This is a genomic window from Paraburkholderia sediminicola (assembly GCF_046026895.1).
GTDB lineage: Bacteria > Pseudomonadota > Gammaproteobacteria > Burkholderiales > Burkholderiaceae > Paraburkholderia > Paraburkholderia sediminicola_C.
In genome coordinates this window covers 40,616-65,586 of the sequence record NZ_JAQQEU010000040.1, presented here as the reverse complement: position 1 = coordinate 65,586, position 24,971 = coordinate 40,616, and the positions used below count along the sequence as shown (strand labels likewise).

Annotated in this window: 20 protein-coding genes; 4 read left to right on the top strand and 16 right to left on the bottom strand. The window is 60.2% G+C overall.

Annotation, left to right across the window (positions count from 1 at the left end):
- Nucleotides 1-849, top strand: an 849-nt coding sequence (locus PQR02_RS25205; RefSeq protein WP_408237487.1) for an H-NS histone family protein, incomplete at its 5' end; no start/stop codon positions are given.
- 212 nt (nt 850-1,061) lie between these two features.
- Here PQR02_RS25205 and PQR02_RS25200 read toward each other — a convergent pair.
- From PQR02_RS25200 to PQR02_RS25175, 6 genes are all read right to left on the bottom strand, one after another.
- Entirely contained in the window at nt 1,062-2,633 is a 1,572-nt protein-coding gene (locus PQR02_RS25200; RefSeq protein WP_408237484.1) for an SIR2 family protein, read from the bottom strand.
- Nucleotides 2,634-2,742: 109 nt separating this feature from the next.
- Nucleotides 2,743-3,564 (bottom strand): hypothetical protein, encoded by an 822-nt coding sequence (locus PQR02_RS25195; protein ID WP_408237481.1) that lies wholly within the window; start codon nt 3,562-3,564, stop codon nt 2,743-2,745.
- 113 nt (nt 3,565-3,677) lie between these two features.
- Nucleotides 3,678-5,600: an ORC-CDC6 family AAA ATPase gene (locus PQR02_RS25190; RefSeq protein ID WP_408237478.1), complete on the bottom strand. Its 1,923-nt coding sequence runs from the start codon at nt 5,598-5,600 to the stop codon at nt 3,678-3,680.
- Nucleotides 5,597-6,823 (bottom strand): metallophosphoesterase family protein, encoded by a 1,227-nt coding sequence (locus PQR02_RS25185; RefSeq protein ID WP_408237475.1) that lies wholly within the window; start codon nt 6,821-6,823, stop codon nt 5,597-5,599. The genes PQR02_RS25190 and PQR02_RS25185 overlap by 4 nt, the downstream gene beginning before the upstream one ends.
- Nucleotides 6,824-6,858: 35 nt before the next feature.
- Entirely contained in the window at nt 6,859-7,659 is an 801-nt protein-coding gene (locus PQR02_RS25180) for a DNA adenine methylase (protein WP_408237472.1), read from the bottom strand.
- Between the two features lie 1,181 nt (nt 7,660-8,840).
- Nucleotides 8,841-9,065, bottom strand: a complete 225-nt coding sequence (locus PQR02_RS25175) for a hypothetical protein (RefSeq protein ID WP_408237469.1) — start codon at nt 9,063-9,065, stop codon at nt 8,841-8,843.
- 626 nt (nt 9,066-9,691) lie between these two features.
- On the opposite strand from PQR02_RS25175, the gene PQR02_RS25170 reads away from it, so the two are divergent.
- Entirely contained in the window at nt 9,692-10,135 is a 444-nt protein-coding gene (locus PQR02_RS25170) for a hypothetical protein (protein ID WP_408237466.1), read from the top strand.
- 907 nt (nt 10,136-11,042) lie between these two features.
- Here the strand turns inward: PQR02_RS25170 and PQR02_RS25165 are convergent.
- From PQR02_RS25165 to PQR02_RS25135, 7 genes are all read right to left on the bottom strand, one after another.
- On the bottom strand, nt 11,043-12,071 hold the full coding sequence (locus tag PQR02_RS25165) for a GSU2403 family nucleotidyltransferase fold protein (RefSeq protein ID WP_408237463.1): 1,029 nt from the start codon (nt 12,069-12,071) through the stop codon (nt 11,043-11,045).
- A 1,683-nt stretch (nt 12,072-13,754) separates the two neighbouring features.
- Nucleotides 13,755-14,081: an H-NS family nucleoid-associated regulatory protein gene (locus PQR02_RS25160; protein WP_408237460.1), complete on the bottom strand. Its 327-nt coding sequence runs from the start codon at nt 14,079-14,081 to the stop codon at nt 13,755-13,757.
- Nucleotides 14,082-14,898: 817 nt separating this feature from the next.
- Nucleotides 14,899-16,716 carry a glutamine--fructose-6-phosphate transaminase (isomerizing) gene (gene glmS, locus PQR02_RS25155; protein ID WP_408237457.1) on the bottom strand — a complete coding sequence of 606 codons (1,818 nt, stop codon included), beginning with the start codon at nt 16,714-16,716 and terminating at the stop codon, nt 14,899-14,901.
- Between the two features lie 60 nt (nt 16,717-16,776).
- Nucleotides 16,777-18,138: a bifunctional UDP-N-acetylglucosamine diphosphorylase/glucosamine-1-phosphate N-acetyltransferase GlmU gene (glmU, locus tag PQR02_RS25150; RefSeq protein WP_408237454.1), complete on the bottom strand. Its 1,362-nt coding sequence runs from the start codon at nt 18,136-18,138 to the stop codon at nt 16,777-16,779.
- Nucleotides 18,139-18,266: 128 nt separating this feature from the next.
- Entirely contained in the window at nt 18,267-19,286 is a 1,020-nt protein-coding gene (gene ttcA / locus PQR02_RS25145) for a tRNA 2-thiocytidine(32) synthetase TtcA (protein WP_408237451.1), read from the bottom strand.
- 3 nt (nt 19,287-19,289) lie between these two features.
- On the bottom strand, nt 19,290-19,685 hold the full coding sequence (locus PQR02_RS25140) for a dihydroneopterin aldolase (protein WP_149669888.1): 396 nt from the start codon (nt 19,683-19,685) through the stop codon (nt 19,290-19,292).
- A gap of 88 nt (nt 19,686-19,773) precedes the next feature.
- Nucleotides 19,774-20,592 carry an SDR family oxidoreductase gene (locus tag PQR02_RS25135; protein ID WP_408237448.1) on the bottom strand — a complete coding sequence of 273 codons (819 nt, stop codon included), beginning with the start codon at nt 20,590-20,592 and terminating at the stop codon, nt 19,774-19,776.
- Between the two features lie 13 nt (nt 20,593-20,605).
- Here PQR02_RS25135 and PQR02_RS25130 point away from each other — a divergent pair, with 13 nt between their 5' ends.
- Both PQR02_RS25130 and PQR02_RS25125 read left to right on the top strand, forming a co-directional pair.
- Entirely contained in the window at nt 20,606-21,796 is a 1,191-nt protein-coding gene (locus PQR02_RS25130; protein WP_408237445.1) for a class I SAM-dependent methyltransferase, read from the top strand.
- Nucleotides 21,797-21,827: 31 nt separating this feature from the next.
- Complete coding sequence (locus tag PQR02_RS25125) at nt 21,828-22,022, top strand: DUF2905 domain-containing protein (protein WP_149669891.1); 195 nt, start codon at nt 21,828-21,830, stop codon at nt 22,020-22,022.
- A gap of 72 nt (nt 22,023-22,094) precedes the next feature.
- Here the strand turns inward: PQR02_RS25125 and PQR02_RS25120 are convergent, their stop codons facing one another.
- From PQR02_RS25120 to PQR02_RS25110, 3 genes are read right to left on the bottom strand one after another with little or no spacing between them, the layout of a single operon-like run.
- A complete protein-coding gene (locus tag PQR02_RS25120; protein ID WP_408237441.1) occupies nt 22,095-23,327 on the bottom strand; it encodes a multifunctional CCA addition/repair protein in 1,233 nt (410 codons plus the stop codon).
- On the bottom strand, nt 23,324-23,977 hold the full coding sequence (locus PQR02_RS25115) for a glutathione S-transferase family protein (protein WP_408237438.1): 654 nt from the start codon (nt 23,975-23,977) through the stop codon (nt 23,324-23,326). Before PQR02_RS25115 ends, PQR02_RS25120 begins: the two co-directional genes overlap by 4 nt.
- A 29-nt stretch (nt 23,978-24,006) precedes the next feature.
- On the bottom strand, nt 24,007-24,960 hold the full coding sequence (locus PQR02_RS25110) for a complex I NDUFA9 subunit family protein (protein ID WP_408237435.1): 954 nt from the start codon (nt 24,958-24,960) through the stop codon (nt 24,007-24,009).
- Between the last annotated feature and the right edge of the window lie 11 nt (nt 24,961-24,971).

The window sequence follows — 24,971 nt, the reverse complement described above, 5'->3', positions numbered from 1 at the left end:
GGCCGCCCACTCTTCGACTTGCTTGAGACGGTCGAGTGCCTTCCTTCGTATTTCGGCTTGGCGCCGCTCCTCCGCGGCCTTGGCTTCGGCGATTACCTTTCGCTCCGCGCTCATTTCGGCTCGCACTCGTCCACGTATCGCGAGCTCACGAAGTCGGCCGATGAATGCAACGACTTTGGTTTCAACGGACGCGGTCCGACTGTCGCCAATTTTCACCAGCTCATAGCTGCTGTTGAGTTCGGTCAGGCAATTATGGCTGCAGTGGAGCCCGCGCCCGCTAAGAAAGCGAACGCAGCGCGAGTTTATGTTCGTGGTCCGCAACCGGCGATGTATCGCGACCCAAAGTCGGGAGCAACGTGGTCTGGTCGCGGTCGCGCGCCGGCGTGGCTCGCGACGGTAAGGGACCGCACGAAGTTTTTGATTGATGGGACGGCTGCCGCTCCCGCCGCGGCATCGAAGACGAACGAGCCGAAACGTGAAGCGATAGCGGTAGCCAAGAAAGCGCTTGCGAAAAAGGTTGTCGCCAAGAAAGCCACTGCGAAAAACGTAACTGCAAAGAAAGCGACTGTGAAGGCGGCGGTTCAAGTCGCTCCGACGGCTGAGAAGACGGCTGCTGCCAAGAAAGCGCCGGCAAAGAAGTCGTCCGTTACGAGCAAAAAGGCGGCAGCGAAAAAGACTCTGGCAGCGCCAGCAAAGAAGGTCGCTGAGGTAGCGGTTAAGCGCACCTCGGCCAAGAAGGTTGTCGCCAAGAAAGCTGCCGCCGTCAAGGAGTCTGCTTCTGCCGATGTCGTCGCTGCGAGTACGGGTGACGTCACTGGGCGTGACGTGGCGGTCGCGATGGCCGCCTGAGTCCGCGCTAGATTGACGATGTCCTGGGGCAGGATATTTACGCGCCTCCCTCGTCTAGGGTGCCGTTTATCAGCGCCCTATCTGTAGGCGCGATGCCAGAGTTTGTCATGCAAAGCATTCTTTCGCGCACATACAGACTTCATTAATTTTCCAGTCACGCGACCGAGGTATAAAACTAATTGCTAGAGGCCTCCCATACGGAGGCGATGTATTTAGACCAGCGGGACGTTGGCCTCCTCCTTTATGGAGACCCGTGTTGGAAAACCGACAGCCCTGAGTAACGTAGGCAGTTCCTCGAATCTCTCGAACCAGATAACTGTGACACCGAGTTCCCGCATCAATGCTTCGGTCGTCGCGTAATGTCGAGCTAGGAAAGCTTTTGCCTTTTCAGCTGAGACTACGGGGGCATCGTCTGCCCTACCAAGTCCGAACTTCTCGGATGTTGTACGCCTCATAAACGCGAAGTGTCTTGGGTCCGAAAATCCTCTCTGCGATATTTCGAGCAGGCGTCTTAGATTCGGGTCAGACATTGAGAGTCCTACCATAATGCAGGTCGAATTTCGCAACGCATTCAATTGAGCGAGATTCGACCAATGGTAGGCATCTGTGTAAATTTGATGGTAGCCCTCTTCAGAGAACACAAGAGTCGCGTCACTAACGCCAGCATAGTTGTCAGTGTCCTCTGGTACAAATCCATGCACATGGTAAACGGGCAGTTCATCAATGTCCGGAGGGTCCGTAGGACCATATACACACTTGTAGAGGACAGACTTCGCTCGTAGCTCGCGCTCCAACAAATCGTCAAAGTTGTATGTTACGACGGAGCTCACCAAAGCGCCTGACCGGCGAGGCATGCACAGCTCCACGAGGACGCTGATGAGGAGAGATGCGTTGTCACCTCCCTTTCTCAAACCATAGAGCGCCTTTCGAATTGCTGCCGTGAAAACCCCGCCTTCTTCTGAACTTGTTGCGATGGCTTTGCGGAGATAGCGTGCAGATACCAACGCTGACGGCGCGTCAAGCGCATCCATTCTTCGCACCAATTCAAGGATTTCTGCCTCGTTGAATTGGCTTTCAGCGTCACCTCCCGCCAAATAGGTAACAAAGAGCGCGTTTAAAAGGCTCTTCCAATCCGGCATACCTGCGCTGCTTGAGACGCCCGCTCCAAGAAACAGCGAACACTGACCGGCGGAGAAGCGGCCTGACAAGATAGCAAGCCTTGACATCTGTTCTTGGCGCCAGTCTAGCTCCGAGCTACTGACGATGTTCTTCACGCGCAGCGGAAACAGATTATCGAGAATGCGTCGACTTCCAGTCCAATCGCCGTCGGCAATTTTCTCGAGGTCCTTCCACGTCCAAACGCGCACTTGGATACCATCAAGCAACGGGTCATTTCCGTGAAGCTCAGAAAAAACCATCTCGTCAAGGTCGAAAGGCTTGTCAATGACAAAAAGGACCACAATCGGCCCGGTCTCCTTCAGGTCAGGGGTTTTATCCCTAATCTGATTGCGTATCTTTATTAAGTCGGAACGAAACTTTCGTCGTGAAAACGAGTGCATGCATTCGACAATTACAGGGGACTCGAAATCGTCAAACCCCTCCGGAGCAAAACCGTCGAAGTTAGAAGCAACTCCATAGCTACCGATGTCAAACGGCTTACCTTGCTTTTTTATATGAGTTTTAAGCAACTCAAGAACGAATGCTTCAAAGTTGTATGCATCAGCGAGGTGACTGCGCTGTGCAAGAAACATCTCGTTCGCGGCGGAGGTATTCGGAGTTGACACCTGTTGCTCTCTTGGTCTTGAAGTTTATATTTCCAGTTCGAACTTTAAGTATCGGATAGACATATCCTTCCGAAATTACAGTTCACTGCGTCCTCGGCAATCGCACGCTTTAGGATGCTTTTCGCTGAAAATTTGCATGGAATCCGATGATGCAACCCGAGGGTCGCGTATCGGTTGCTATGACAGAGCGTTCGCTCGAGACAGCCCACACCCCGGCCTGTGGATGCTCATAACTCTGCAGTAAGCCCAGCGCGAAGAAAATCTTGGGGCCGAACGGTAACAACACCGGATTCGAGCGACGCGACAGGTCTGAAACAAGCAGCTCAAGTTGTCCGTAAGCTCCTGCTGGGTCGTCTACTTGATACTCAACCAGACGGTTTGACCGCTTGGCGCGCTCCACGAGACCTCCGTTGTTCTTTTCGACTTCGGCACGAAACTCGGCAATCGGGGAGTTTGGAATGAAGAGCCATTGCTCACTCGCATCTAGAAACTCCGCGGCACCTTCTGCCTTGTGCGGTTCATAGCCCAATCCCACAATTAAGCTGGTCGGTTGCGAGGCTGCGGGCCAACCCGCGAACTGACTTGCAACGGGGGCTATGTATTCGTTTGGAGAAACGCCTTTCGGCGGGGGCGAGAATTCAGCCAATGAATAGCAAACATGCAGATTTAGTTCTGCACTCGGTCTCATGTGCAAAAGCCAAGCGAACGCTCGAGCCATCAGTTCGCGCGACATGCACGAGATGTCAACAACAACATCCAGTCGCCCCTTGTCGAAGGTCGACGCGGTAGCATTCAAGGTCGCCTCGAATAAATTCGAATTGACTTTCGAGAAGTCCAGCGCTTGCAATGTCTTGTCGCTCTCCGCGTACGACGACAGTGGAGACTCATGCTCAACAATCGCCAGACGACTCCGCGCCTTGACTGAACCCATCTCGACGAGATTCGTGCATCTGCTCTCCGCAGACAGCGAAACCAGAGCGAGGTCAACCTCCGTAGGAAGCTCGTTCGGAACCTGAATGTTCCGGAATATTTGAAGGCTCATAGCTAGAAGAGTGATGTCTGACCGCCGTCAGATGGCTTTACAGACGTTTTTTTGGGCTGCAGCTTGGACGTGGCTCGCGCAGAAACGGCACAATCTGGAAGCGCGGTACTCATTGCGATTGCTCGCGTCGTATGAACAGGCAATCGAAATTTCGGCGCCAATCTGTGACAAATACGAACACGCCTGCCTACGAGCCCTCCAGCTCCCAGTTCAGCCGGGCCGTCGTCAGTGGTGCCAGCCCCCATTAGGATGAGCACACCGAGCTGAACGCACGTCTCGATAAACCGCCCATACTTGTCGTACGAGGCCTGGTCAATCGTGAACGAGAGTGATGGGTCTGCCGAGAAGTCATCATCGATAATTTTTGACGATAGGTAGGTCGCCAGCCTTTCCACAAAATCGTACAACGTCGTCGGCTTGGATGAGTCGGGTTGCTCGACGGGGTAGACCCGCAACAACGATGCAAAGCGTTCGAAAAATGTCTCAATGGCTGCTGACTGAACACCGGCCGTTCGAATCTCTTTCTGTCGTTTTTCAACTTCAGCCGCAAGTTCTTCGGCAAGGTACAAGACCCATCTCGGGTTTCCCTCTGTCAGGTCGAGCAGCGTCGGAAAACCTGAATAAAGCTGCAGTCCGACTGCACCTCGTGCGAGAGTCTTGCCATTGGCAGTTGTGCTCCGCCGATAGTGATTCCGAAACATGACAAGAGGGTAAATCTTCCGGACGAACCAAGCCCGCTTATCCTTCTCAGTAAAGTCGAGCGAACGCGGGTCGATTTCCTTCCTTTCCAAAACAGCTGCGAAGGACGGGTCTTTTGCGGCGAGTTCTTGGAATAGCTTCTGTCGAGCTAGCACGGCTCGGCTTTGCGCTCCCTCATCTGCAGCTTCGAGGACTTGTTGGAAGGCCGAGGGTCCCATGATTGATGGTAGCTCTTCCGCAGTTAGCGCAATGCCCTTGCGCCTCAGTGCCGCCGCCATCAACTGTTGAGCGAATCGCCGTGTTTGCGCCTTTTGCGCCCAGCCGAGATTTATCGTCTTGAAGTCGTTTCCCTCGCTGGGACCATTTTGCTCAACGCTCGATAGCACCATTGTTCCCGCCCCACTTGGACTCAAGGCCAGCTTGAAAATGAGGTTTGGTGAAGAGGACCGCAGCGGCATCAGAATGTTTCGAAGCAGCGTCTCGGGGACAATCTCGAGTTCATCTAAGAGAAGCGCCCACCGTTGATGCTTCACGCCCAGCTTCTCGTTAATGGTGTCTAGAGCAGCAACTAGCGCATCTAACCACGCCATCCCTACAAAAGGCCACTCACGCAAAATTGTTGTCAATGACTCACCGCTGGTGAGTTTAGAGGCCAGAATGGGCAGCTCTGTTTGACTCACGCGCATTGCTTGGCGCAACCCCAGTAGTGACGGAACTCCAACTTTCATCCGCCATAGCGACGCCAACTCAGTTACCAGTTCTGACTCTGTTCTTCGGTCTATCTCGAAGGCAGCGTAGCGTTGTGCGTCAGTGCCAGCCCGTGCCACAGAAATACATTGCTCAACAGTATCCAATAGAGCCAAGCATACGGCATGACTAAAAGCCGCTGTCTGAAGCGCGGCGCGACCCGCCTCTGTTGTGATACCACGGGTATGAAAATCCAGTTGCATGGACCAGCGAACGTCCGCCGGCACAAACACGCCGATGAAACCCGCGAATTCGGAATCGCTCTCATGGTGCGTGGGCAGCCAACGCTCAAGAGCTTCCATTTGAAGCATTTTCAGAAGCGTGGTCTTTCCGCTCCCTCTCGGGCCAACCATCACGCAATGGTCAAGGCCGAGCAATCGCGAGAACCCCGGCGGCGCAATAAATTCCGCAGCTACCTGTGCAGGTGTAAGGTAGCGTGCGTTGAACGCGTCATTGAGAAGTCTGGTGGTTTCGCTCATGGTGCAGAGATTGAAAGCTGACGAGGAAAGAGGCTGTCGTCATCAACCAAGCTGATTTTTGCTCGACGCATCTGGTCCTTGAGCGCGGCCATCTGGCCAGGCATCATGAATCGAAGCTTTGGCACACTCGTAACAACTTCGGACCATTCGAGGAACTGCCCGCCGGACGACTGCAAAATGCCGCGAATCTGGGCCGCGAGGCTTGCTGGTTCAATCGAATCCCAAGTAAAGCCGCATCCGCTAGGCAGCCCAAACGAGGCGCTATGGGTCTCTTCCCACGCGCTATTGGACCAGTGAAAAGCCTGAATGCTGCCCGATAGGCGGACGGCGTCGAGAGGGTCCTTGTCGGTCTCGAGCGTGATGATGTAGAACTGATTCCTCGTGCGGCTTGCCATGCCGCCGCGCAGCATCGCGCCGAAACTAGCTGCACCGAAAACGAAAGGCTGGTTGACGTCGCCATCCGCACGAACTAGCCGATGGTAGTGTTTGTGCCCATGAATCACTATCCAGTCGAGCCCCGTATTCTGCAAAAGCTTTAGTAGCGCGGGACCGTTGTGCATCGGCGTTCGTCCAAGTTCAAGCCCGGTCTCTTCGTGCGGAAGAGGTGGATGATGAAGAACAAGTAGTCGGAATGGGCGGTCTACCGCGAGCTGTTCCAGGTCACGCTTCAGTTCTTCGAGCGCGGCGTCGCTGATACGACCGCGTTCGAATTCGTTGTTCTGCAGGGTGACGTGGTAATGGCAGCTATTTACGAGGACGATAATCGAATCATCGTCTAACAATATTTCGTAGCCGCGGCCCCAATAGACCCACTTCTGGTGTGTTTCCGGAAATGTCGCCGGATAGCCTGGCTCGTTTACCAAGAACTCAAGAGGGTCGATGGCATGCTCTGCGTTTCCCGCAGCCACGGGTTCATCGTCTGACCGAGATTGAACCTCGTGATTCCCGGTCGTAGCTACCAGGCGTCTGACACCAAGCGCCTGGCCGAGCCGCTTGATTTGATGCCAACCAGCCACAAATGCTTGGGGATTCGCCCTGTCGGTGATGTCGCCCGGACAAACGAGCAAGTCAGCGGACGGCTGCTGCTCGCGCTCGAATTTCTTGATGAGCTCCTCCATCAGGTCGAGCCCACCAGCTGCGGCGGCCTGCGGAAGACAGGAACCCTTTTCGACCTGGGTGTAATGCAAATCGCTTAATACAGCAACTCGCAGCGTCGCGCACATCTTGCTACCCTCTCACGGCGATGAAGACATCGCTTCTAGTAGTTGGTTATCAACAGCTCCTGAACTTCACGGCGGCCGTGCACAAAACCCGAGACATTGCGCCCGACGCTCAGTTCGTTGACCTGCCATCCGCTGAACGCCTGACGAACAGCAGGAACATCGCCGTACGAAATCAGAATCTTCGCGCCGCGGGAAGAAGCGCTTTCCAAGGCGTCATGCAGACGTCCGATATCGTCTTCGGAAAACGAGTTAGCGCCATACTCGCCTCTGTTTCGAACGCCGCGCCCGGCGTACGGCGGGTCGAGATAGACGAAGTCACCCATATCACATTGAGCCAGAACGCTCTCAAAGTCCCCAACCTCAACGTCTGCACGACGAAGAGAGCGGCCGAACGCCGCTATCTCGGCCGCGGACGGCACTGCGCCAACCTTCACTCCTCTAGGAACATTGAACACCCCTGCGCGATTGGTGCGGTACACACCATTGAAGCAGAATCGGTTCAAGTACAGGAATCTGGCCGCGCGGTCATTGGCACCTAGGCTCTCAGGTGATACCGCGCGCAAATCGTAGTAAAAGCGCTCCGTGGTTGGCATCGCATGGAAAAGTTCACCCACCCGATTCGGATTCGCGCGAACCCGCTTATAGAAGTGAATCAGTTCTGGATTGATGTCACCAAGCAGGCCGCGCTCCGGCGAGAGCGCGAAGAAAAGGCAGGCCGAGCCACAAAATGGCTCGACATACCGCGAAAATTGCGTCGGCACGTATTGCCGCAAAACGGGCAAAAGCTTCCGTTTGCTTCCTGCCCATCGCAGCAAGGGCTTGACTGTCTGTTCCAAAAACGGGAGCTCTCGGTGGTTAGGGGGCGACAAGGGCTGTCCGGGCGGAGCCCGTCGGCCGACATTACTCGCCGGTCGCCCACGCGTTCATTTCAAGTGGGCGATTATAGATGCATGTGACTACCTAAATATGCTCGATGCCGCCGTTGCATGGATAATTTTGACCGCGACGTCAACGGGAAATCCCTTGGCTGCGCGGTCTCAACGGCGAGCAATTCGGCACCGAACGGCCCAATCTTGCTATGCCTGGCTTTGAGCCGGCATTCGGGGCGGCGCCTTCTCATTGGGCAACATATTTGCCGCCGCTGCTCTTGCTCACTGCGCACCTTGCCTAAGTGACCATCCCCAGCGGACACAGCGCCTGCCTCACATACATTTGAGGATTTAAGGCCATTGACGCCCTGCCGACAACGCCGACTTGCCTGACAGCAAAGGCTTCGACGCCTGCGTCAGACCGATTGGCAAGGCTGGGCCCGTGTGGGCAGACCCAGCGGTCGTGCACCATGAGCGTTTAGACGGCATCGCTTCACTGGCAATGACCTCCCCACTCGTCCAACTCGCGACACGTCAATACAAGTCAGCTCCCACCGGCATTGAGCGCAAGGCCGTTGACCTGTTATCGATTCTGCTGGCAGACGTCGCTACTGACGTCGAGGTAGCCGCGCGAGACGCCAGGATTTCTGACGCCAGTTTCATCCGGCTGCGCCGTGTGCGAGACCGGATTGTTTGCGCGCAGGGGTTGCTGGAAACAATTGAGAGTGCCGCTAGCACGGCAAGCCAGACGGGACCGTCACCAACCGAGGGCAAGGCCGAAAGAGACTTGGGAGCAATCACCGTTGCGATGCGGGAGGCGGTATTGCTGGCAAGCGAGCGGCCGGACGCCTGTCGGTGCTAGCGCGGCGGAGGCAACTTCTTAACGACCTAGACACATGCTCAAGCGCTGCCCCTAGTGCCGAATAAGGCGTCTAGGCCGACGCAACGCCTTATCCCGCGCGACAATCGGTTCGTCTGAGCACAATTGGGAGGCGAGGAAGAACATCTCCGCCTGTCGCGGAAGGGTTGCCGGCCTGAAGTTAGCGCGTCGCCACTGGGGGGGCGCACCCGGCAACACACGCGGCCGACAAGGCGGAGGTGCAGCAGTGCTCGGAGCAGCAACCGGAAGCGGGCGGCGGTTCATCGTCCTACACCGACGGCCCCGAAGACTTGCCGAGCAAGGCATCGAACGATTCTCTAGCTTCCTTAAGCTCCTGCATCGCGGCCGCAAACCGCGCGAGCTGGAGCGTTGAAGGAGGAGAGCCCGTAGTCTCATCGAAGTGCTGCTCGAGCGCAGCGGACGCTGCCTGAACTTCGCGCGCCGCCTCCGCGACCCTTGCGAGAGCGGTCGCCTCTTCCGATTGCTGTTTCATTGCTGACAAATCCTCTGTACCCGGCGCCGTCGGCCGGCGCCGTTAGATGGACACTCTGCACGCAAATCGGTTCTCGTGCGCCAGCGCGCCGAAGTGTGTCGCCGTCCGCGTCCGGTGGTGACTTCTGAGGTATGCGGCAAAGCGGCGCGTCGACGTCAGCAGGAACAGTCGCTGGTATAAAGCCGCACGCTAGACTGCCCATGAAAACACCAATCGATGAAACCACGTTGTGACCAAAGGGTTGGCAGAGACGCGCGCCGTCTTCGAGCTGCCCGACGTCCTGCTGGCGGACGTTCGAACTGACACCATCGTTGCCTCGCGCGACCTTCAGATTTCTGACGCCAGCTTCGTGCGCTTGCGCCGGGCGATGCACTGGGTTGCATGTGCAAATCGCTGTAGGATTCAACACGCACAATTCGGAGGTGGGCGAAGTGCGACGCGACGGGCTTTACGCCCCAAAATGACCTCGCCGGGTCGCGTGGAGACCTTACGCGCTGGCGCGCGGCAAAACGCTTGTCTCTCATCGGATATGTCGTCGAGCCACTCGCGGTCGCTTTGTCAGACGTCCATCCGTGTGCTACGGTTTTCTGAGTTGCAAGCCACTTTTCGCGGACAGGAGAGGTGCTATGGACACTGTCGACTCAAGTCGCTACGAGTGTTTCCACTGCAATCGGTTATTCCAAACACCGGTTTTCGAGGTGGCCCGGGAGTGGGGCTGCGTGCGCTTCGATACCGAACCACCCAACGTCGAAATACATGGGAGTGAAGGACTGGAGTGTTATTGCTCGCGCGGATGTCTGAACGCACGTGTTTCTATCGTTATGGCACGTGAACAGACGCCCGTCCGCCCCCCAGGAATCGGCCCGGTGGAAGTCTGCGCCCGCTGCGGAGGCCCTGTCGACATGGCGCGCGTCCACCTGACCTATCTGGCAAGCGGCGCTGTGAAAAAGGGCCTAATTCTCGACATGTTCGGTGTCGACTATCTCGCTGTCGTTTGCAACCAGTGCTCAAAGTCGGTTCCAGCAGAGGCGCCGGCGGTTGCGGCGGTCGGAGCAAGCTTGATGGAGTAGTCGGCATCGGTCAGCGTAGCGCCCCTTGCATTCCGATGAACCATCGCAGGCTTGTGCCGCCAGATATGTATGTGTCTGCCGCAAATTACTGAAGCTAGTTGGCGATTCGCTTACAGCGCCACTTGGTCCCGCGCTCTCGGGTAGGACCCGCCTACAACTTACCTTTTGCTTCCTGACGGTGCCGCGTTCCCGCGGTTGCCGCCAGACTTGGCGCCAGTGGTGCTCGGCCAATTACCGCCGACAAACCCGTTACCTGCTCGACCTCGACCGACGCTACCGGCCTTCGAGCCGCCTCCGGAGGCTTGACCGCCTCCTGCCTGTCCACCTTTGCTACCACCGCTCTTGTTCATAGCCCACCTCGCATCTCGTTGACCATCGTCCATCGAACAGCACCTGCCTGACATACATCTAAGGTCATCGGCGCCTTGCAGTCAAAACCGGGTCGCCAGACGGCAGTGGGTCAACTGCTGCGTCAGACCGGTTTGACACGGCTGGGCGTATGCGGAGAACCACCGGTCGCGCGACATGAGCGTTTAAACGGCATCGCTTCACTGGCAATGAATTCCCACCCGTCCATCCGCCGCCATGCCGATGTGAGTTTGCGCTCACTTACGATGAATGCAAAGCCGTTGGGCTGTTATCGATTCTGCTAGCAGACGTCACCAACGACGCCGAGGTTGCGGCTCCAGACGCGGGGATTTCTGACGCCCCGAGTGCAAATATCGGGTGGCCGAGGCGCCACCGCAAACCGGCTTGCCGCGCTTGTCACTGTCGAGTCGCGGGCAGCCAGGTCAACTTTTGCAAGAATCTTGGCTACTCGAAGGTTGGTGTGCCAGCCCTTATGGCGTCGAGGCGGGGCCAGGGCACCAGCCCACGCGGCGGGTCAGCTGGCCCGCCCGAACCGAAGCTACGCGTGGGCACCTAAATAGGCCAGAAAATCTCGGGCGCGCTCCGACAAGCCGGGGGCAAGATTCAGGGCGTGGGCGGCCGCCGTGGCAACGCGGGGACGAGCGCTCTTTTCCAGGTCGTTGGCAGCTGTCGTCAACCAGTCTGGAAACTTCTCTGTGAGCGCATCCATCAGTACTGCGGCCTGCCGCCGGTCCTTGTCTGCTTTGAGTGCACGCGATGGGTCGCGAAGGGTGCTGACGATAAGCTTGTGAAGGGCAAATCTCGCGGGGTCCGGCAGCATCACCGGGACCACGTGTTCCTTGCCAAGGATAAAGCCGGGCGCAGGGTTTGATACCAGATACCTGAAGTACGGAAGTCCTGTCGCGCGTGCGCGCAGCTGGGGCAACGCTTTCGTTTCGTACGCCTCGGTGCCCGGCACGAGCAAGTCCACCTTGAGGGGTTGTCCTCGAGCCTTGAACGAGGTTGACGGCTTTTGTGAGTCCAGTTCAGGGACCTCGAGAAAGGGAATACCGCTGTCACGCAGGATGTCGAGAAAGCTGCGGTCTTCCGGGATGGTCACCGAAATGGTCCCCGTGCTTCCGATGTCGGTCCTGTAGTTCGCAGGCAGACGAACGCCGAGGCTGTTCAGTAGCGCACCAAATGCGTGGGAGCCGACGAGCACTCCGCCGTGGCTGAATATGCCGGCGTTAAAGAGTGTTGCGAGAGTTAGCGCCGAAGAATTGTCGGCGGCAGCAAAGCTCGCCTTACGCAGAACCTGGACGTCGGTGGCAAGCACGCGCATCTCCGCGCTCTCAAGTAGTCTCGCATCGAGCGCAGCGGCGGTAGCGGGTTCTCCCGCTCGGCCTAAAGAGGTTTCCTTGTGCTTTCCTGACGCCATATACACCCGCCAGTAGGTATACGTTTTCCCATCGACGGTCTTCTGCGCAGCGGAGCCTGGAGAATGCAGCGGGATGTGAGATTGCGTACTCGCGCGCTCGGTGACAGAGGAATACAGCGTTTGCAGTGCGTCGTTGTGGAAGCTGGCCATCGCTAACAAGTCCTTATACCCTATTATTAGATAATAAGGTATAAAAGGGCCACATATCAAACTTATACCTTAACTTTTAATTGCAAGGGATAATTTCGCTGAGCAAGCGGGGAAGCTCGCGCAAAGCCCGAACGGCTTGTGTGTGCTCATGAGCATCGTCGCGATGCGCCGACCGCTGGCTGTCTCCTTCCGACGATGAGTCAGGCCCGAAGAACCCCCTGCCTTGCCATAGGTCACGTTCGCGTCGATGAAGCCATCCGTTTCGCCCGGCAGTCGTTGCTCCGTTTTCAACACCTTTGAGTAGGCAGGAACCCGTTTGAAGGCAACGCAACCACTCCATCTCAAGACAGTTGAGCTGCGGATTCGTCTCTTGGCGGCAAACCGGATTCAAGCCAGAACTGCCTGCACCTTTGAGCCTAGCGTCTGTATAAATCCGATGCACTAGACGCTAAGTCGGGACTTGCGCACGGCGACGACGGCTCGAGAATTGGTTGCTTAGCATCCGGTTCTCGAGTCGTCGTCGCTTCCTGCTCGGTCCCAACGAGAGCACCTTTCCCAGCTTTTCACGACCCACCAGTGGAGGGGAAGTCGGGATATTTGTTGAATAATTTCCCGAGTACATGAAAAGTCGTGAAAGTCCTTTAAATCAATAAGTTAGCAATGACCATCACAACATAGGTGTCGCAAAAATCACAACTATGATTGTCACTGGTCAACAGCGGCCCCGCCGCATGCTCGCGCGAGCACTGGCAAAGGGTCGACATGCTTGTCTAGTTTGAGTGCAGCCTGCAGTTGCATTTCGGATGCGTCGATATAACGAACTGCGCCCGCCCCGAAAAGACCGTCGGACCTCAGATAGTAAGTCGCAAGCGCGGATTCGACGCGTCGCTGGTCAGCCACCGAAAATACGCCCTCTGTGATGGTCGCCACTTGCTGCCTCTCAAATTGTCATTCTTCTTCGACGTCCAAAGGCCTGTTTTTTCGGCCGGATATAGCCGACGTGTCGATATTCATCGGACGTACAAATGTAACAGATTGTTAGTTTCGTGCAATTGCTGTGAGCGGTTTTTGCGCGAACAAAAAAAGTGCCGGACTCACCCTTATGCGATATGCATCATTCGGAGTGAATGGCGAGCCAAGTCGCCGACTTGCTTGACTGCACCGTAGCTGACGCGGCCACCGACATTGAAGTGGTAGCAAGAGGCCTGCGGATTTCTGACGCCAGCTTCGTGCGCTGTCGGAGGGCGATGGACCGAATTGCTTGCGCGCAATCGGTTTTGGAAACAATGAGGGTGGGAAGCGAGGGGTGGCCACGGAAACTTGGGCAGTGGTATCGGCGGCGGCCATTGCTGGGGTGGTGGTGGAGGCCACGGGCGTTCGGTTTGAACGCTGAGAGCGATGCGATGGTCTTCAACAAATGCATAACATCGCGAATCGGTGGGCGAACTGGCCGCAGGCCGCCGGCGCTCGACAGCGGTGAACCATAAGCTCACCGGCTAGAACCACGATTGCTCATCGACCTTCTTGCCCGCACGAGAAGTGCATAACTGCCCGGCTGCACGGTCGTCCAGCTTGACTAAGCTGCATTCATCATTGGCTTGGTGAGCGAACCGGGCCTTGGGAGAGATTGAGGACGAGGATACTTAGCCGAACAAAGAGCATGAGATAGCCATTACATGGCGCTTACGACGGCCGAACTGTCGCCAGTCGTGTGCCAGCGAACGGGTCCCGACTCCAGTCAATCGACGGACGTCCACCGCTGGTCGACTTCGACGACTTCTCAACGGCAAAGTGCGCCAATGACTGCCCAGCGCTCGTGGCTTGCCACAGCCACTGGGGCATATCGCCCTTGCCGTCCCAGGTGTCGCCGAAAGCACTGCGGTATCGTGCCGATTTTTGGCGCGCCCTTTCTTCGGCGATTGCCGCCGCGACGTCGCCCACCCTGATGCCAACCTTCGCCATCTTGCGGCGTAGGTACGCAATCATACTTTGGCGTTTTTGCTCATCCATGTCGGTTTCCCCTTCGAAGTTCCAGCCTCGTAGCGGTCTCGTGTCGTCCCGGCGACGCGCCCTGCCACCAGATGATTCGGACATGGCGAGTATCCATTTGAGAAAGGCTGCCGTCGATGTGCGATTCCTGAAAACATTGTTGCAGGCAGAGTGGCAAAACCGGGTGGCTCGTCCATCTCACCCAGTCTGAGGGTGGAGCGTGCCGTCGTATAAACCGCGCGACTACAGGGTAAATGAATGAGCTATCTGCCTACACCGACGCGTGCTGCGCGCCCGCCCCTATCTCGAAACTACAGCCTGGACTGCTCCTAGAGCTGCTGCTATCAGACGTTGCGACTGACGTCGAGGTCGTCACGCGAGAACTCGGCCTGCGGGACGAGATGCTCGAACGACTGCGACGCGCGTTGGACCGGCTGGATTGCGCGCAATCGCTTTTGGCGTCAATGAGGGCGAGGAGCGTAGGCGCGAACGACGACGAGTCGGCGCTGCGGATGCGGGATGCGGTGGAATTGCTGGCAAGGGGGTGGCCGGAGGACTACCCGGCGGGGACGGTGGAGGCTTTTGTTGCGATAAACCGAATTGCGAGGACGGACGTTCGAGAACCGTTCCGTGATGACGTTGATGACAAATTTTCGCGCTTTCCCGGGGGTCGCGACCCCTCTGTGATACACAAAAGCAGGTTGAGTACAGAGAAGCGTTCCCGGCCCGTCTAACAAGGCTGCGAGGAAGTTTGACCCCTTCCTGGGAACGTTCCTAGCCAAGGACTAGGAACGCTTTCATTACTGGCGGACACCAGCAAAAGCCAACCGCCGCCCCTTCACTCCACCGTCACGGATTTCGCCAGATTTCGCGGCTTATCCACATCCGTGCCCCGCGCACACGCCGTGTGATAGGCGAGCAATTGCAGCGGCACGACGTGCAGAATGGGCGACAACAAGCCATAGTGCTCCGGCATCCGGATCACGTGCAGCCCTTCATCGTTGACGATCTTCGTATCCGCATCCGCGAACACATACAACTGACCGCCACGCGCGCGCACTTCCTGAATATTCGACTTCAGCTTCTCCAGCAGCGCGTCATTCGGCGCGACCGTCACCACAGGCATCGCTTCAGTCACGAGCGCCAGCGGCCCATGCTTCAGCTCGCCGGCCGGATACGCTTCCGCGTGGATATAGGAAATTTCCTTGAGCTTCAGCGCGCCTTCGAGCGCGATCGGGTAATGCAAACCACGCCCGAGGAACAGCGCATGTTCCTTGCGCGAAAACTCTTCCGACCACGCGATGATCTGCGGCTCCAGCGCTAGCACGCTATTGAGCGCAGCGGGCAAATGGCGCAACTGCTTCAGGTAGTCGGATTCCTGCTCCTCGTCCAGATGCCCGCGCAGCTTGGCAAGCGTGGCCGCCAGCACGAACAGCGCGACCAGTTGCGTGGTGAACGCCTTGGTCGACGCCACGCCGATCTCGCGGCCCGCGTGTGTCAGGAACGACAGCTCCGTCTGACGCACCATCGCGCTCGTGCCGACGTTGCACACCGCCAGCGTGTGTTTGTGCCCGAGCGACTGCGCATGCTTGAGCGCCGCGAGCGTGTCCGCCGTCTCGCCCGACTGCGAGATCACCACCACCAGCGACTTCGGATTCGGCACCGACTCGCGGTAGCGATACTCGCTGGCAATTTCCACTTGGGTCGGAATCTTCGCGATCGATTCGAGCCAGTACTTTGCAGTGAGCCCCGAGTAGTAGCTCGTGCCGCACGCGAGAATCAGCAGGCTGTCGATCTGCGCGAACACGTCGCCCGCGCCCTCGCCGAAAATCGACGTGTCGAATGAATCCGCTTGCGGGATCGTGTCGGTGATCGCGCGCGGCTGCTCGAAGATTTCCTTCTGCATGAAGTGCCGATACGGGCCGAGTTCGACCGCGCCGCCATAGGCCGCCACCTGACGCACCTCGCGTTGCGCATCGTTGCCGTCGCGATCGGCGATCCGCACGCCGCCAAGCGACAGTTCGCACACGTCGCCTTCTTCGAGGAAGATGAAGCGCTCGGTGCTGCCCGCGAGCGCGAGCGCGTCCGACGCGAGGAAGTTCTCGCCGTCGCCGAGCCCGACCACCAGCGGCGAGCCCTGCCGCGCGCCGACCACCGTGTTCGGCTGATCCTTGTGCAGCACCGCGATCGCATACGCGCCGTGCAATTGCGTGATGGCTTCACGCACGGCGGCGAACAGATCACCGCGATACATGCTGTGGATCAGGTGCGCGATAACCTCGGTGTCGGTTTGCGAGACGAACTCGTAGCCCTTGCCGCGCAGCATTTCGCGCAGCGACTCGTAATTCTCGATGATCCCGTTGTGTACCAACGCGACCGTGTCTTTCGAGAAGATCGGGTGGGCGTTGTCCGTCACCGGCGCGCCGTGCGTTGCCCAGCGCGTATGCGCGATACCCGTGCCGCCTTCGAGATGACCCTCGTGCACCTGAGCATCGAGATCGGCGACGCGTGCCACGCTGCGGGCGCGGGTCGGCCCGTTCTCGCCGAGCACTGCGACACCGCATGAATCGTAGCCACGGTACTCCAGGCGCCGCAGTCCTTCGATCAGGACGGAAACAATATTACGTTGCGCAACCGCGCCGACAATGCCACACATGGCTCATTCCTTTTCAGTGCTGGGTTTCAAGGAGCGCGTTGGGGGCGCGCGTCGTGTCCATCAGCTCTTCTTCCTGGTCGGGCGTACATAGCCCGTCTTGCTGGTTTGCGTCTTGTCGTTCAAAACCAGTGCGTCGGCTTCGACGTCCTTCCAGACCGTGGTGCCCGCCGCGATGGTCGCGCCGCGCTTCACCCGGACCGGCGCAACCAGTTGCGTATCCGAACCGACGAACACGTCGTCCTCGATGATCGTGCGGAATTTGTTCGCGCCGTCGTAGTTGCAGGTGATGGTACCCGCGCCGATATTCACGCGCGCGCCGATATCCGCGTCGCCGATGTACGTGAGGTGGTTCGCTTTCGAGCCGTGGCCCAGCACCGCGTTCTTCACCTCGACGAAGTTGCCGACATGCGACTCGTCCTGCAACGACGCGCCGGGCCGCAAGCGCGCATACGGTCCGAGCACGACGTTCGCGCCGACCTCGGCGCCTTCGATATGCGTGAACGCATCGACGCGCGTACCGGCGCCGAGGCTCGCGTTGCGGATCACGCAGTTCGGCCCGATCGTGACGTTGTCGGCCAGCGTCACGCGGCCTTCGAACACGCAGTTCACGTCGATCGACACGTCGCGGCCGCATTCGAGCGCGCCGCGCACGTCGACGCGCGCCGGATCGGCCAGCGTCACGCCCGCGACCAGCAATGCGTCGGCGACGTTGCGCTGATGGATCCGTTCGAGTTCGGCAAGCTGCTGCTTGCTGTTCACGCCGAGCGTTTCCCACTCGTCGTCGGGCTGCGTGGTGACGACTTCGAGCCCGGCTTCGATCGCCATCTCGACCGCATCGGTCAGATAGAACTCGCCTTGCGCGTTGTCATTTTTCAATGCCGCGAGCCAGCCCGCGAGGCGCTCGGTCGGCGCGACGATGATGCCGGTGTTGATCTCGGCAATCAGCAACTGCTCGGCGTTCGCGTCTTTCTGTTCGACGATGCGCTGCACGTTGCCGTGCTGATCGCGCACGATGCGCCCGTAACCGGCCGGGTCGTCGAGCGTGACGGTGAGCACGCCGTAGCCGCCCTGCCCGGCGCGCCCGGTCAGCGCCTGCAGCGTGCTCGCGCGCGTGAGCGGCACGTCGCCGTACAGCACCAGCGTGGGCGCGGACGGATCGAGCAGCGGCAGTGCCTGCTGCACCGCGTGGCCCGTGCCGAGCTGTTGCTCCTGCACGGCGAATTGGATGTCCGGCGCCGCGACCGCCTCGCGCACCGCTTCGGCGCCATGACCGATCACGACGACCAGGCGCGCAGGCTTGAGCGCGCGAGCCGTGTCGATGACATGGGCAAGTAGTGGCCGGCCGGCCAGAGGATGGAGCACCTTGGGAAGCGCGGACCGCATACGCTTGCCGGTGCCTGCCGCCAAAATCACGATGTTCATGGCGTCGGCAAATTCGTCAGTTTGTGGCCGACGATTCTATCATGCACCATATCGTGAAAAAGGCGCGCTGGCGCGCACTTCTCGCCGGTGAAATAGCGCGGAGATGCCCATTTCCCGGGGCGTTTCCGTCACAAATCGTCGAACTGGACGATCGAGATCGGCTTCGCTGCGCCGAGCGTTGCGCCGTCGTCGTTGCCGGTCGAACACGGCTCCTCGTCGAACGCGATATCGCCTTGCGGATCGGCCTCGCCGGTCACGCGTAGGCCCGCGAACGGAAACAGCGTGTGATCCATCAGATGCGACGGCACGATGTTCGACAACGCGTTGAACATGTTCTCGATGCGGCCCGGAAAACGCTTCTCCCAGTCGCGGATCAGCGCCTTCATTTCCGCGCGTTTCAGGTTCGGTCGGCTACCGCACAGATTGCACGGAATGATCGGGAATTCGCGCAGCTCCGCGTACTTTTCCAGATCGGTTTCCTTCACGTAGGCGAGCGGGCGGATCACGATGTTCTTGCCGTCGTCCGATTGCAGCTTGGGCGGCATTCCCTTCAGCTTGCCGCCGTAGAACATGTTCAGCAGCAGCGTTTGCAGAATGTCGTCGCGATGATGGCCGAGCGCGATCTTGGTCGCGCCGAGTTCGCCCGCGACGCGGTACAGAATGCCGCGCCGCAGCCGCGAGCATAGCGAGCAGGTGGTCTTGCCTTCCGGCACCAGCCGCTTGACGATGCTGTAGGTGTCCTGGTTCTCGATGTGAAACGGAATGTCGAGCTGCTTCAGATACTCGGGCAGCACGTGCTCGGGGAAGCCCGGCTGCTTCTGGTCGAGATTCACCGCGACGATGTCGAAGTTGATCGGTGCGCGTTCGCGCAGCCGCATCAGGATGTCGAGCATCGCGTAGCTGTCCTTGCCGCCCGACAGGCAGACCATCACCTTGTCGCCTTCCTCGATCATGTTGAAGTCGCCGATCGCCTCACCAACCTGGCGCGCGAGGCGCTTGAACAGCTTGTTGTTCTCGTACGCCTCCTTCTGCTCGCGGCGCGTGAGCGGCGACTTGGCCTTTGCGGCGGGCACCGCCGCCTGCGCGGCGTCGATGGCGTCTGCAGTCTGGACGGCCGCGCTGTCGTTCAGGATTTCCGGAGCGTTCATGGCTCAATCCTCTTTGATTCGGAAGACTTCGACGCCCACCGCGTCGCAGTCGGGATACACGTCCGGCTTCTCGGTCGACACGCGCGCGGCCCGCACCTGCGGATGCTCGAGCATCGTCCTGACGAGGTCGTCGCACAGCGTTTCCTGCAAATGGATATGGCCTTGCTCGACGCGCCGCGAAATGGTGGAGCGCATGAAGTCGTAGTCGACGACTTCGTTCAGCTTGTCCTGAACCGGCGTGGACAGCGCGAGCGGCACGAACAGTTCGACGTTGATCACGACGCGCTGTTCGCCGCGCTTTTCGAAATCGTGCACGCCGATGTTGATGTGCACTTCGTAGTTGCGCAGAAAGAGCCGGCGGCAATCGGCGAGCCGGGGGTGCGAAAGAGCGGCAAACATGTTCGTTCCAGTCGAAAAAAGCGTGCGGAGCACGCAAAGGAGCGCTTCGCAGCGCGGCGGCCGCCCGTGCAGGCAGGCCGCGCGCGCGTCAGGCGCCCGTCAAAAACATGACGTCGCGCGGCAGCGGCACGAGATGCTGCCCGCCGTCGACCACCAGCGTCGTTCCGGTGACGCCAGCTGCATCCGCGAGATACACCGCGGCGGCGACAATGTCCTCGGGCCGCGACGCACGGCCCAGAGGCGTAATACGGTGAGCGGCGGCAAAACCATCCTCGGTCTGATCGCCGGATTGCATCGTCAGACCGGGCGCGAGCCCCACCACGCGCACTTTCGGCGCCAGCGCCTGTGCCAGCGCGACCGTGGCAGTTTGCAGCGCCGCCTTCGAGAGCGTGTAGGACAGGTAATCCGGATTCATGTTGTACAGCTTCTGATCCAGCACGTTGATCACGACGCCGCGCTGGCTTTCGTCGGTGCGCGCGGTGTCCGGCGTCGACTCGAACAGCATGCGCGCGAGCACCAGCGGCGCGCCGAGGTTCATCGCGGTCAGCTTGAGCAGCAAGTCGTAGCCGACATTGCGCGCCGTGTCTTCCTCGAAGCGCGACGCGTTGTTGACGATGCACACCGGCCGGCCCAAGGCCGCCGTACAAGCCGGCAACAGCCGCTCGACCTGCGCCTCGTCGCCCAATTCCGCCTGTAGCGCGACCGCGCGGCGGCCCAGCGCGGCGATTTGCGCGACCACTTCGTCGGCTTCTTCGCGCGACGCGCCGTAATGAACGGCCACATCCCAGCCGCGCGCGGCAAAGCCGAGCGCGAGCGCGCGCCCGATGCGGCGGGCGGCGCCGGTAATCAGCACGACGCGCGGCGTTTCAGGGGCGCGGGCAGCGGCGGTGTCCAGAGAGGCGGTCATTTACAATGCGGGGATGAATCCGAAAGCTCACCAACCCGACAGTTTACCTGCTCCCGGCCCAGGCGCGCTTGCGCAGTCCGAAGCGCTGGTCGCGCGCATCCGCGCGGAACTCGACGGCGCCGGCGGCTGGCTGCCGTTTAACCGCTACATGGAGCGCGCGCTGTACGCGCCGGGACTCGGCTATTACAGCGGTGGCGCCCGCAAATTCGGTCTGCGCGGCGACGACGGCAGCGACTTCGTCACCGCGCCGGAACTGTCGCCGCTATTCGCCGCGACGCTCGCGCGCCCGCTCGCCGAAGCCTTGCAGGCAAGCGGCACGCGCGACGTGATGGAGTTCGGCGCGGGCACGGGCAAGCTGGCCGCCGGCTTGCTCAACGCGCTCGACGCGCCGGGCGCCGGATTCGACAGCTACTCGATCGTGGATCTGTCCGGCGAATTGCGCGAACGTCAACGCGAGACGATCGCGGCCGCGGCGCCCGCGCTGCTCGCGAAAGTGCGCTGGCTGGACGCGTTGCCGAAGCACTTCGAGGGAGTGGTGATCGGCAACGAGGTGCTGGATGCGATGCCGGTGCGGCTGTTCGCGTCGAACGGCGGAGTCTGGCGCGAGCGCGGCGTGGTGTGGCGCGACGCTGCGTTCGCGTTCGACGACCGGCCGGTGTCCGCGCCGGCGGACCTCGCGCTGCTGGCGGACCTCGACATCGCCGGCGACCACTATGTGACCGAAACGCATGAAGCCGCCAGCGCGTTCACGCGCACCATTTGCACGATGCTCACGCGCGGCGCGGCGTTTCTGATCGACTATGGTTTTCCGCGTCACGAGTACTACCATGCGCAGCGCGCGCAAGGTACGCTGATGTGCCATTACCGGCATCGCGCGCACGGCGATCCGTTCCTCTACCCGGGCTTGCAGGACATCACCGCGCACGTGGAATTCACCGGAATCGCCGAGGCCGGTGTCGAAACGGGCGCCGACTTGCTGGGCTTCACGTCGCAAGCGCGGTTTTTGCTGAATGCGGGAATCACCGAAGCGTTGTCGGAAATCGATCCCGCCGACACGGCGAGGTTTCTGCCTGCGGCAAATGCGGTGCAGAAATTGTTGTCCGAGGCGGAAATGGGCGAGCTGTTCAAGGTGATCGCCTTTTCGCGCGGACTGGACGACACGCTGCGAGCGTTTTCCAGCGGCGACCGCTCGCATACGTTGTGATTTTTGCCTTATTGGGCGTCAGGAACTCGCGATGATTCGCTGGCTGTTGACTACGTTCGTTGCGGTGGCGGTGCTGTCGAGCTGCTGGCCGTGGCTCAGGAAGCTCGGCATCGGCCGCCTGCCCGGCGACGTGACCTTGCGCCTGTTCGGCCGCGAGTACCCGTTTCCTTTTATGTCGACGCTGGTGCTGTCGATGCTGCTGTCGCTGCTGGCGCGGGTGTTGTAAGTTCGTTCGGGCCGGTTCGCCTTCGATCACGGCGGCATGCGCCGCGCCAAAGGCAAGCCCACGAAAAGCGCTCTACCCCAGCGCCGCTTCCACCGCGCGAACGCGCTCCTGATGCACGGCGTCCTTGATGCCGGCAGGCGCGTCGGCCAGCCGCTTCGCCACCGCGCCGGCATCCACGCCACGCGCCGCGACAAGCGCCACTCTAAGCCGCTCCGCTTGCGGATAGTCGCGCGCCTCGAACCCAAGGCGCCCACGCGCATCGGCCTCGCACGCCTGCAACGCTTCGGCGAAACGCGCCGGCTTGCGGATCGCGTCGCAACGCTCGATCAACCTCACCAGCGCCGCAGCCCCCATCTCCATCACGCGGTGAATGTTGCCGTGCTCGCGCGCCACCAGCAGCGCCAGGTCACGGCAGTCGTTCGGCACGCGCAGCCGCTCGCAGAGCGGCTTCAGCAGATCGACACTGCGCCCCTCATGGCCGATATGGCGAGGCAATACGTCCTCGGGCGTAGTCGCCTTGCCAAGGTCGTGCGTCAGTGCGGCAAACCGGACCGGCAACGCATAGCCCTGCTGCGCGGCGTGATCGACGACCATCATCACGTGCACGCCGGTGTCCACCTCGGGGTGATAGTCGGCCCGCTGCGGCACGCCGAACAGCGCGTCGATCTCCGGCAAAATCCGCGCCAACGCACCGCACTCGCGCAGCACCTCGAACATGCGCGACGGCTTCTTCTCCATCAAGCCGCGCGACACTTCCTGCCACACGCGTTCGGCCACCAGCGCGTCCACCTCGCCGTCGGCGACCATCTTGCGCATCAGCGTCAGCGTTTCCGGCGCGACCGTGAAGTCGACAAAGCGCGCGGCGAAGCGCGCGACCCGTAAAATCCGTACAGGGTCTTCGAGAAACGCATCGCTCACGTGCCGGAACAGCCGCGCCTGCAAATCGGCTTGACCATTGAACGGGTCGATGACCGGGCCAGTCAACTCGCCGTCCGGGCGCACCTCGCGCGCCATCGCGTTGATCGTCAGATCGCGGCGCGCAAGATCTTCTTCGAGCTTGACGTCCGGCGCGTAGAAGAACTGGAAGCCGTGATAGCCCGCTGCTGTCTTGCGCTCGGTGCGCGCGAGCGCGTACTCCTCGTGCGTCTGGGGATGCAGGAACACCGGAAAATCCTTGCCCACCGGACGGTAGCCCTGCGCCACCATCTGCTCGGGTGTCGCGCCGACCACCACGTAATCGCGGTCCTGCACCGGCACGCCCAGCAGCTCGTCGCGGATCGCGCCGCCTACGGCGTAGATGTTCATGGGCATATGTCTTGATACGGAATCGCGTAGGTGTCGCTGCGCGCCGCATCGATCCATGCCTGCACCGCGGGCAACGCGGTGAGCCGTTCGACGTAGGCCGACGACGTGGCGGACAGCGTTGGCCGCCACGTGTTGAAGCGCATCGCGACCGGCGCATACATCGCATCGGCAATGCTGAACTCGCCGAACAGGAAGGGGCCGCCATGCGCGTCGAGGCAGTCGCGCCAGATGGTCTCGATCCGTGCGATGTCGGCCAGCGCGCCCGGCGTCGCATTCTTGCCGGCGAACGACGCGCGAATGTTCATCCACATGTTCGAGCGCAACTCGCCGAAGCCCGAATGCATCTCCGCACTGACGCTGCGAGCGTGAGCCCGCGCCGCTGCGTCGCGCGGCCACAGCGCGTGCTGCGGGAAGCGCTCGGCCAGCGTCTCGGCGATCGCCAGCGAATCCCACGTGGCCTGCCCCGCTTCGTCGATCAGACACGGGACCTTGCCCGGCCCCCGCGGCGCGTGAGCGGCGATAGCCGCGGTCGTGCCCGGTTCGCCCAGATGGATCAACACCTCTTCAAAAGGGATGCCGAAATGCTTCAGCAGCAGCCACGGCCGCATCGACCACGAGGAATAGTTCTTGTCACCAATAAGCAGTTTCATGCCTGTTATCAACGGAGGGGGAAAGAGGTTTAGCGGCCGGCGGTTGCGCGGAACGTGTCGAAGCGCGAACGCGTCGACGCGCCGGTCAGATAAACCGGTGCGATGGTTTCGATGGCGACCGGCTCGATCCCGAGCTCAGGCGCGAGCGGGCCGCTCAATACGTTGTCGACTTTCATCGAATCCAGATTGTCGCGCGAGATCACCGGTTCGCCGGGGGCCATTTCGAAGGTCAGCGCCTGCAACCGCGCCAACGCATCCGGCAAGCGGATGATGCGCGCATGCTTGCCAATCACGTCGCCACAATACGTGACGAGGTCTTCGAGCGTGTAGACAGTCGGGCCGCCCAGTTCGTAGGTGCGCCCGCTCGCGGCATCGAGATCGAGCACGTTGACGATCGCCTTCGCGACATCGTCGACATACACCGGCTGGAACTTCGCATCCGGCATCGCGAGCGGCAGCACCCGAAACGTCCGTTGCAGGAACGCGAACTTGTTGAGGAATTGATCTTCGGGGCCAAACACCACCGACGGCCGGAAAATCGTCCACGCGACGTTTGCCGCATGCACCGCCTTTTCGCCGTCGCCCTTCGAGCGCAAGTACATGCTGGGCCCGTTCGGATTGGCGCCGAGCGCGCTAATGTGAATCAGCCGATGCACGCCCTTGCCCTCACACGCCGCGACGATGCGGGTCGGCAATTCGACGTGCGTGCGCGCGAACTCCCGACCATACGGCGTGCCGCGTTTGCTGTTCAGGATGGCGACGAGATTGATCACGCAATCGGCGCCTTCGACGAAGCGCGCGAGCTGGACCGGATCGAACACGTCGGTTTCGATCACGTCGATTGGCAGCAGGGTGAGATGGCGGGCGTTGTAGCGCCGCCTTGTGGCGATGCGCACGTCTTTGCCCATGTCGACGAGCGCGTTGACGAGGTGGCTGCCGATGAACCCGGAACCGCCGATGATCGCAATGGCTTTATGTCGCATTTTCGACTCCC

Coding starts and splice junctions, on each gene's coding strand:
- PQR02_RS25195 (WP_408237481.1), bottom strand. CDS start 3,564: ATGGGTTCAGTCAAGGCGCGGAGTCGTCTGGCGATTGTTGAGCATGAG.
- PQR02_RS25190 (WP_408237478.1), bottom strand. CDS start 5,600: ATGAGCGAAACCACCAGACTTCTCAATGACGCGTTCAACGCACGCTAC.
- PQR02_RS25185 (WP_408237475.1), bottom strand. CDS start 6,823: ATGTGCGCGACGCTGCGAGTTGCTGTATTAAGCGATTTGCATTACACC.
- PQR02_RS25175 (WP_408237469.1), bottom strand. CDS start 9,065: ATGAAACAGCAATCGGAAGAGGCGACCGCTCTCGCAAGGGTCGCGGAG.
- PQR02_RS25170 (WP_408237466.1), top strand. CDS start 9,692: ATGGACACTGTCGACTCAAGTCGCTACGAGTGTTTCCACTGCAATCGG.
- PQR02_RS25165 (WP_408237463.1), bottom strand. CDS start 12,071: ATGGCCAGCTTCCACAACGACGCACTGCAAACGCTGTATTCCTCTGTC.
- PQR02_RS25160 (WP_408237460.1), bottom strand. CDS start 14,081: ATGGATGAGCAAAAACGCCAAAGTATGATTGCGTACCTACGCCGCAAG.
- glmS (WP_408237457.1), bottom strand. CDS start 16,716: ATGTGTGGCATTGTCGGCGCGGTTGCGCAACGTAATATTGTTTCCGTC.
- glmU (WP_408237454.1), bottom strand. CDS start 18,138: ATGAACATCGTGATTTTGGCGGCAGGCACCGGCAAGCGTATGCGGTCC.
- ttcA (WP_408237451.1), bottom strand. CDS start 19,286: ATGAACGCTCCGGAAATCCTGAACGACAGCGCGGCCGTCCAGACTGCA.
- PQR02_RS25140 (WP_149669888.1), bottom strand. CDS start 19,685: ATGTTTGCCGCTCTTTCGCACCCCCGGCTCGCCGATTGCCGCCGGCTC.
- PQR02_RS25135 (WP_408237448.1), bottom strand. CDS start 20,592: ATGACCGCCTCTCTGGACACCGCCGCTGCCCGCGCCCCTGAAACGCCG.
- PQR02_RS25130 (WP_408237445.1), top strand. CDS start 20,606: ATGAATCCGAAAGCTCACCAACCCGACAGTTTACCTGCTCCCGGCCCA.
- PQR02_RS25125 (WP_149669891.1), top strand. CDS start 21,828: ATGATTCGCTGGCTGTTGACTACGTTCGTTGCGGTGGCGGTGCTGTCG.
- PQR02_RS25120 (WP_408237441.1), bottom strand. CDS start 23,327: ATGAACATCTACGCCGTAGGCGGCGCGATCCGCGACGAGCTGCTGGGC.
- PQR02_RS25115 (WP_408237438.1), bottom strand. CDS start 23,977: ATGAAACTGCTTATTGGTGACAAGAACTATTCCTCGTGGTCGATGCGG.
- PQR02_RS25110 (WP_408237435.1), bottom strand. CDS start 24,960: ATGCGACATAAAGCCATTGCGATCATCGGCGGTTCCGGGTTCATCGGC.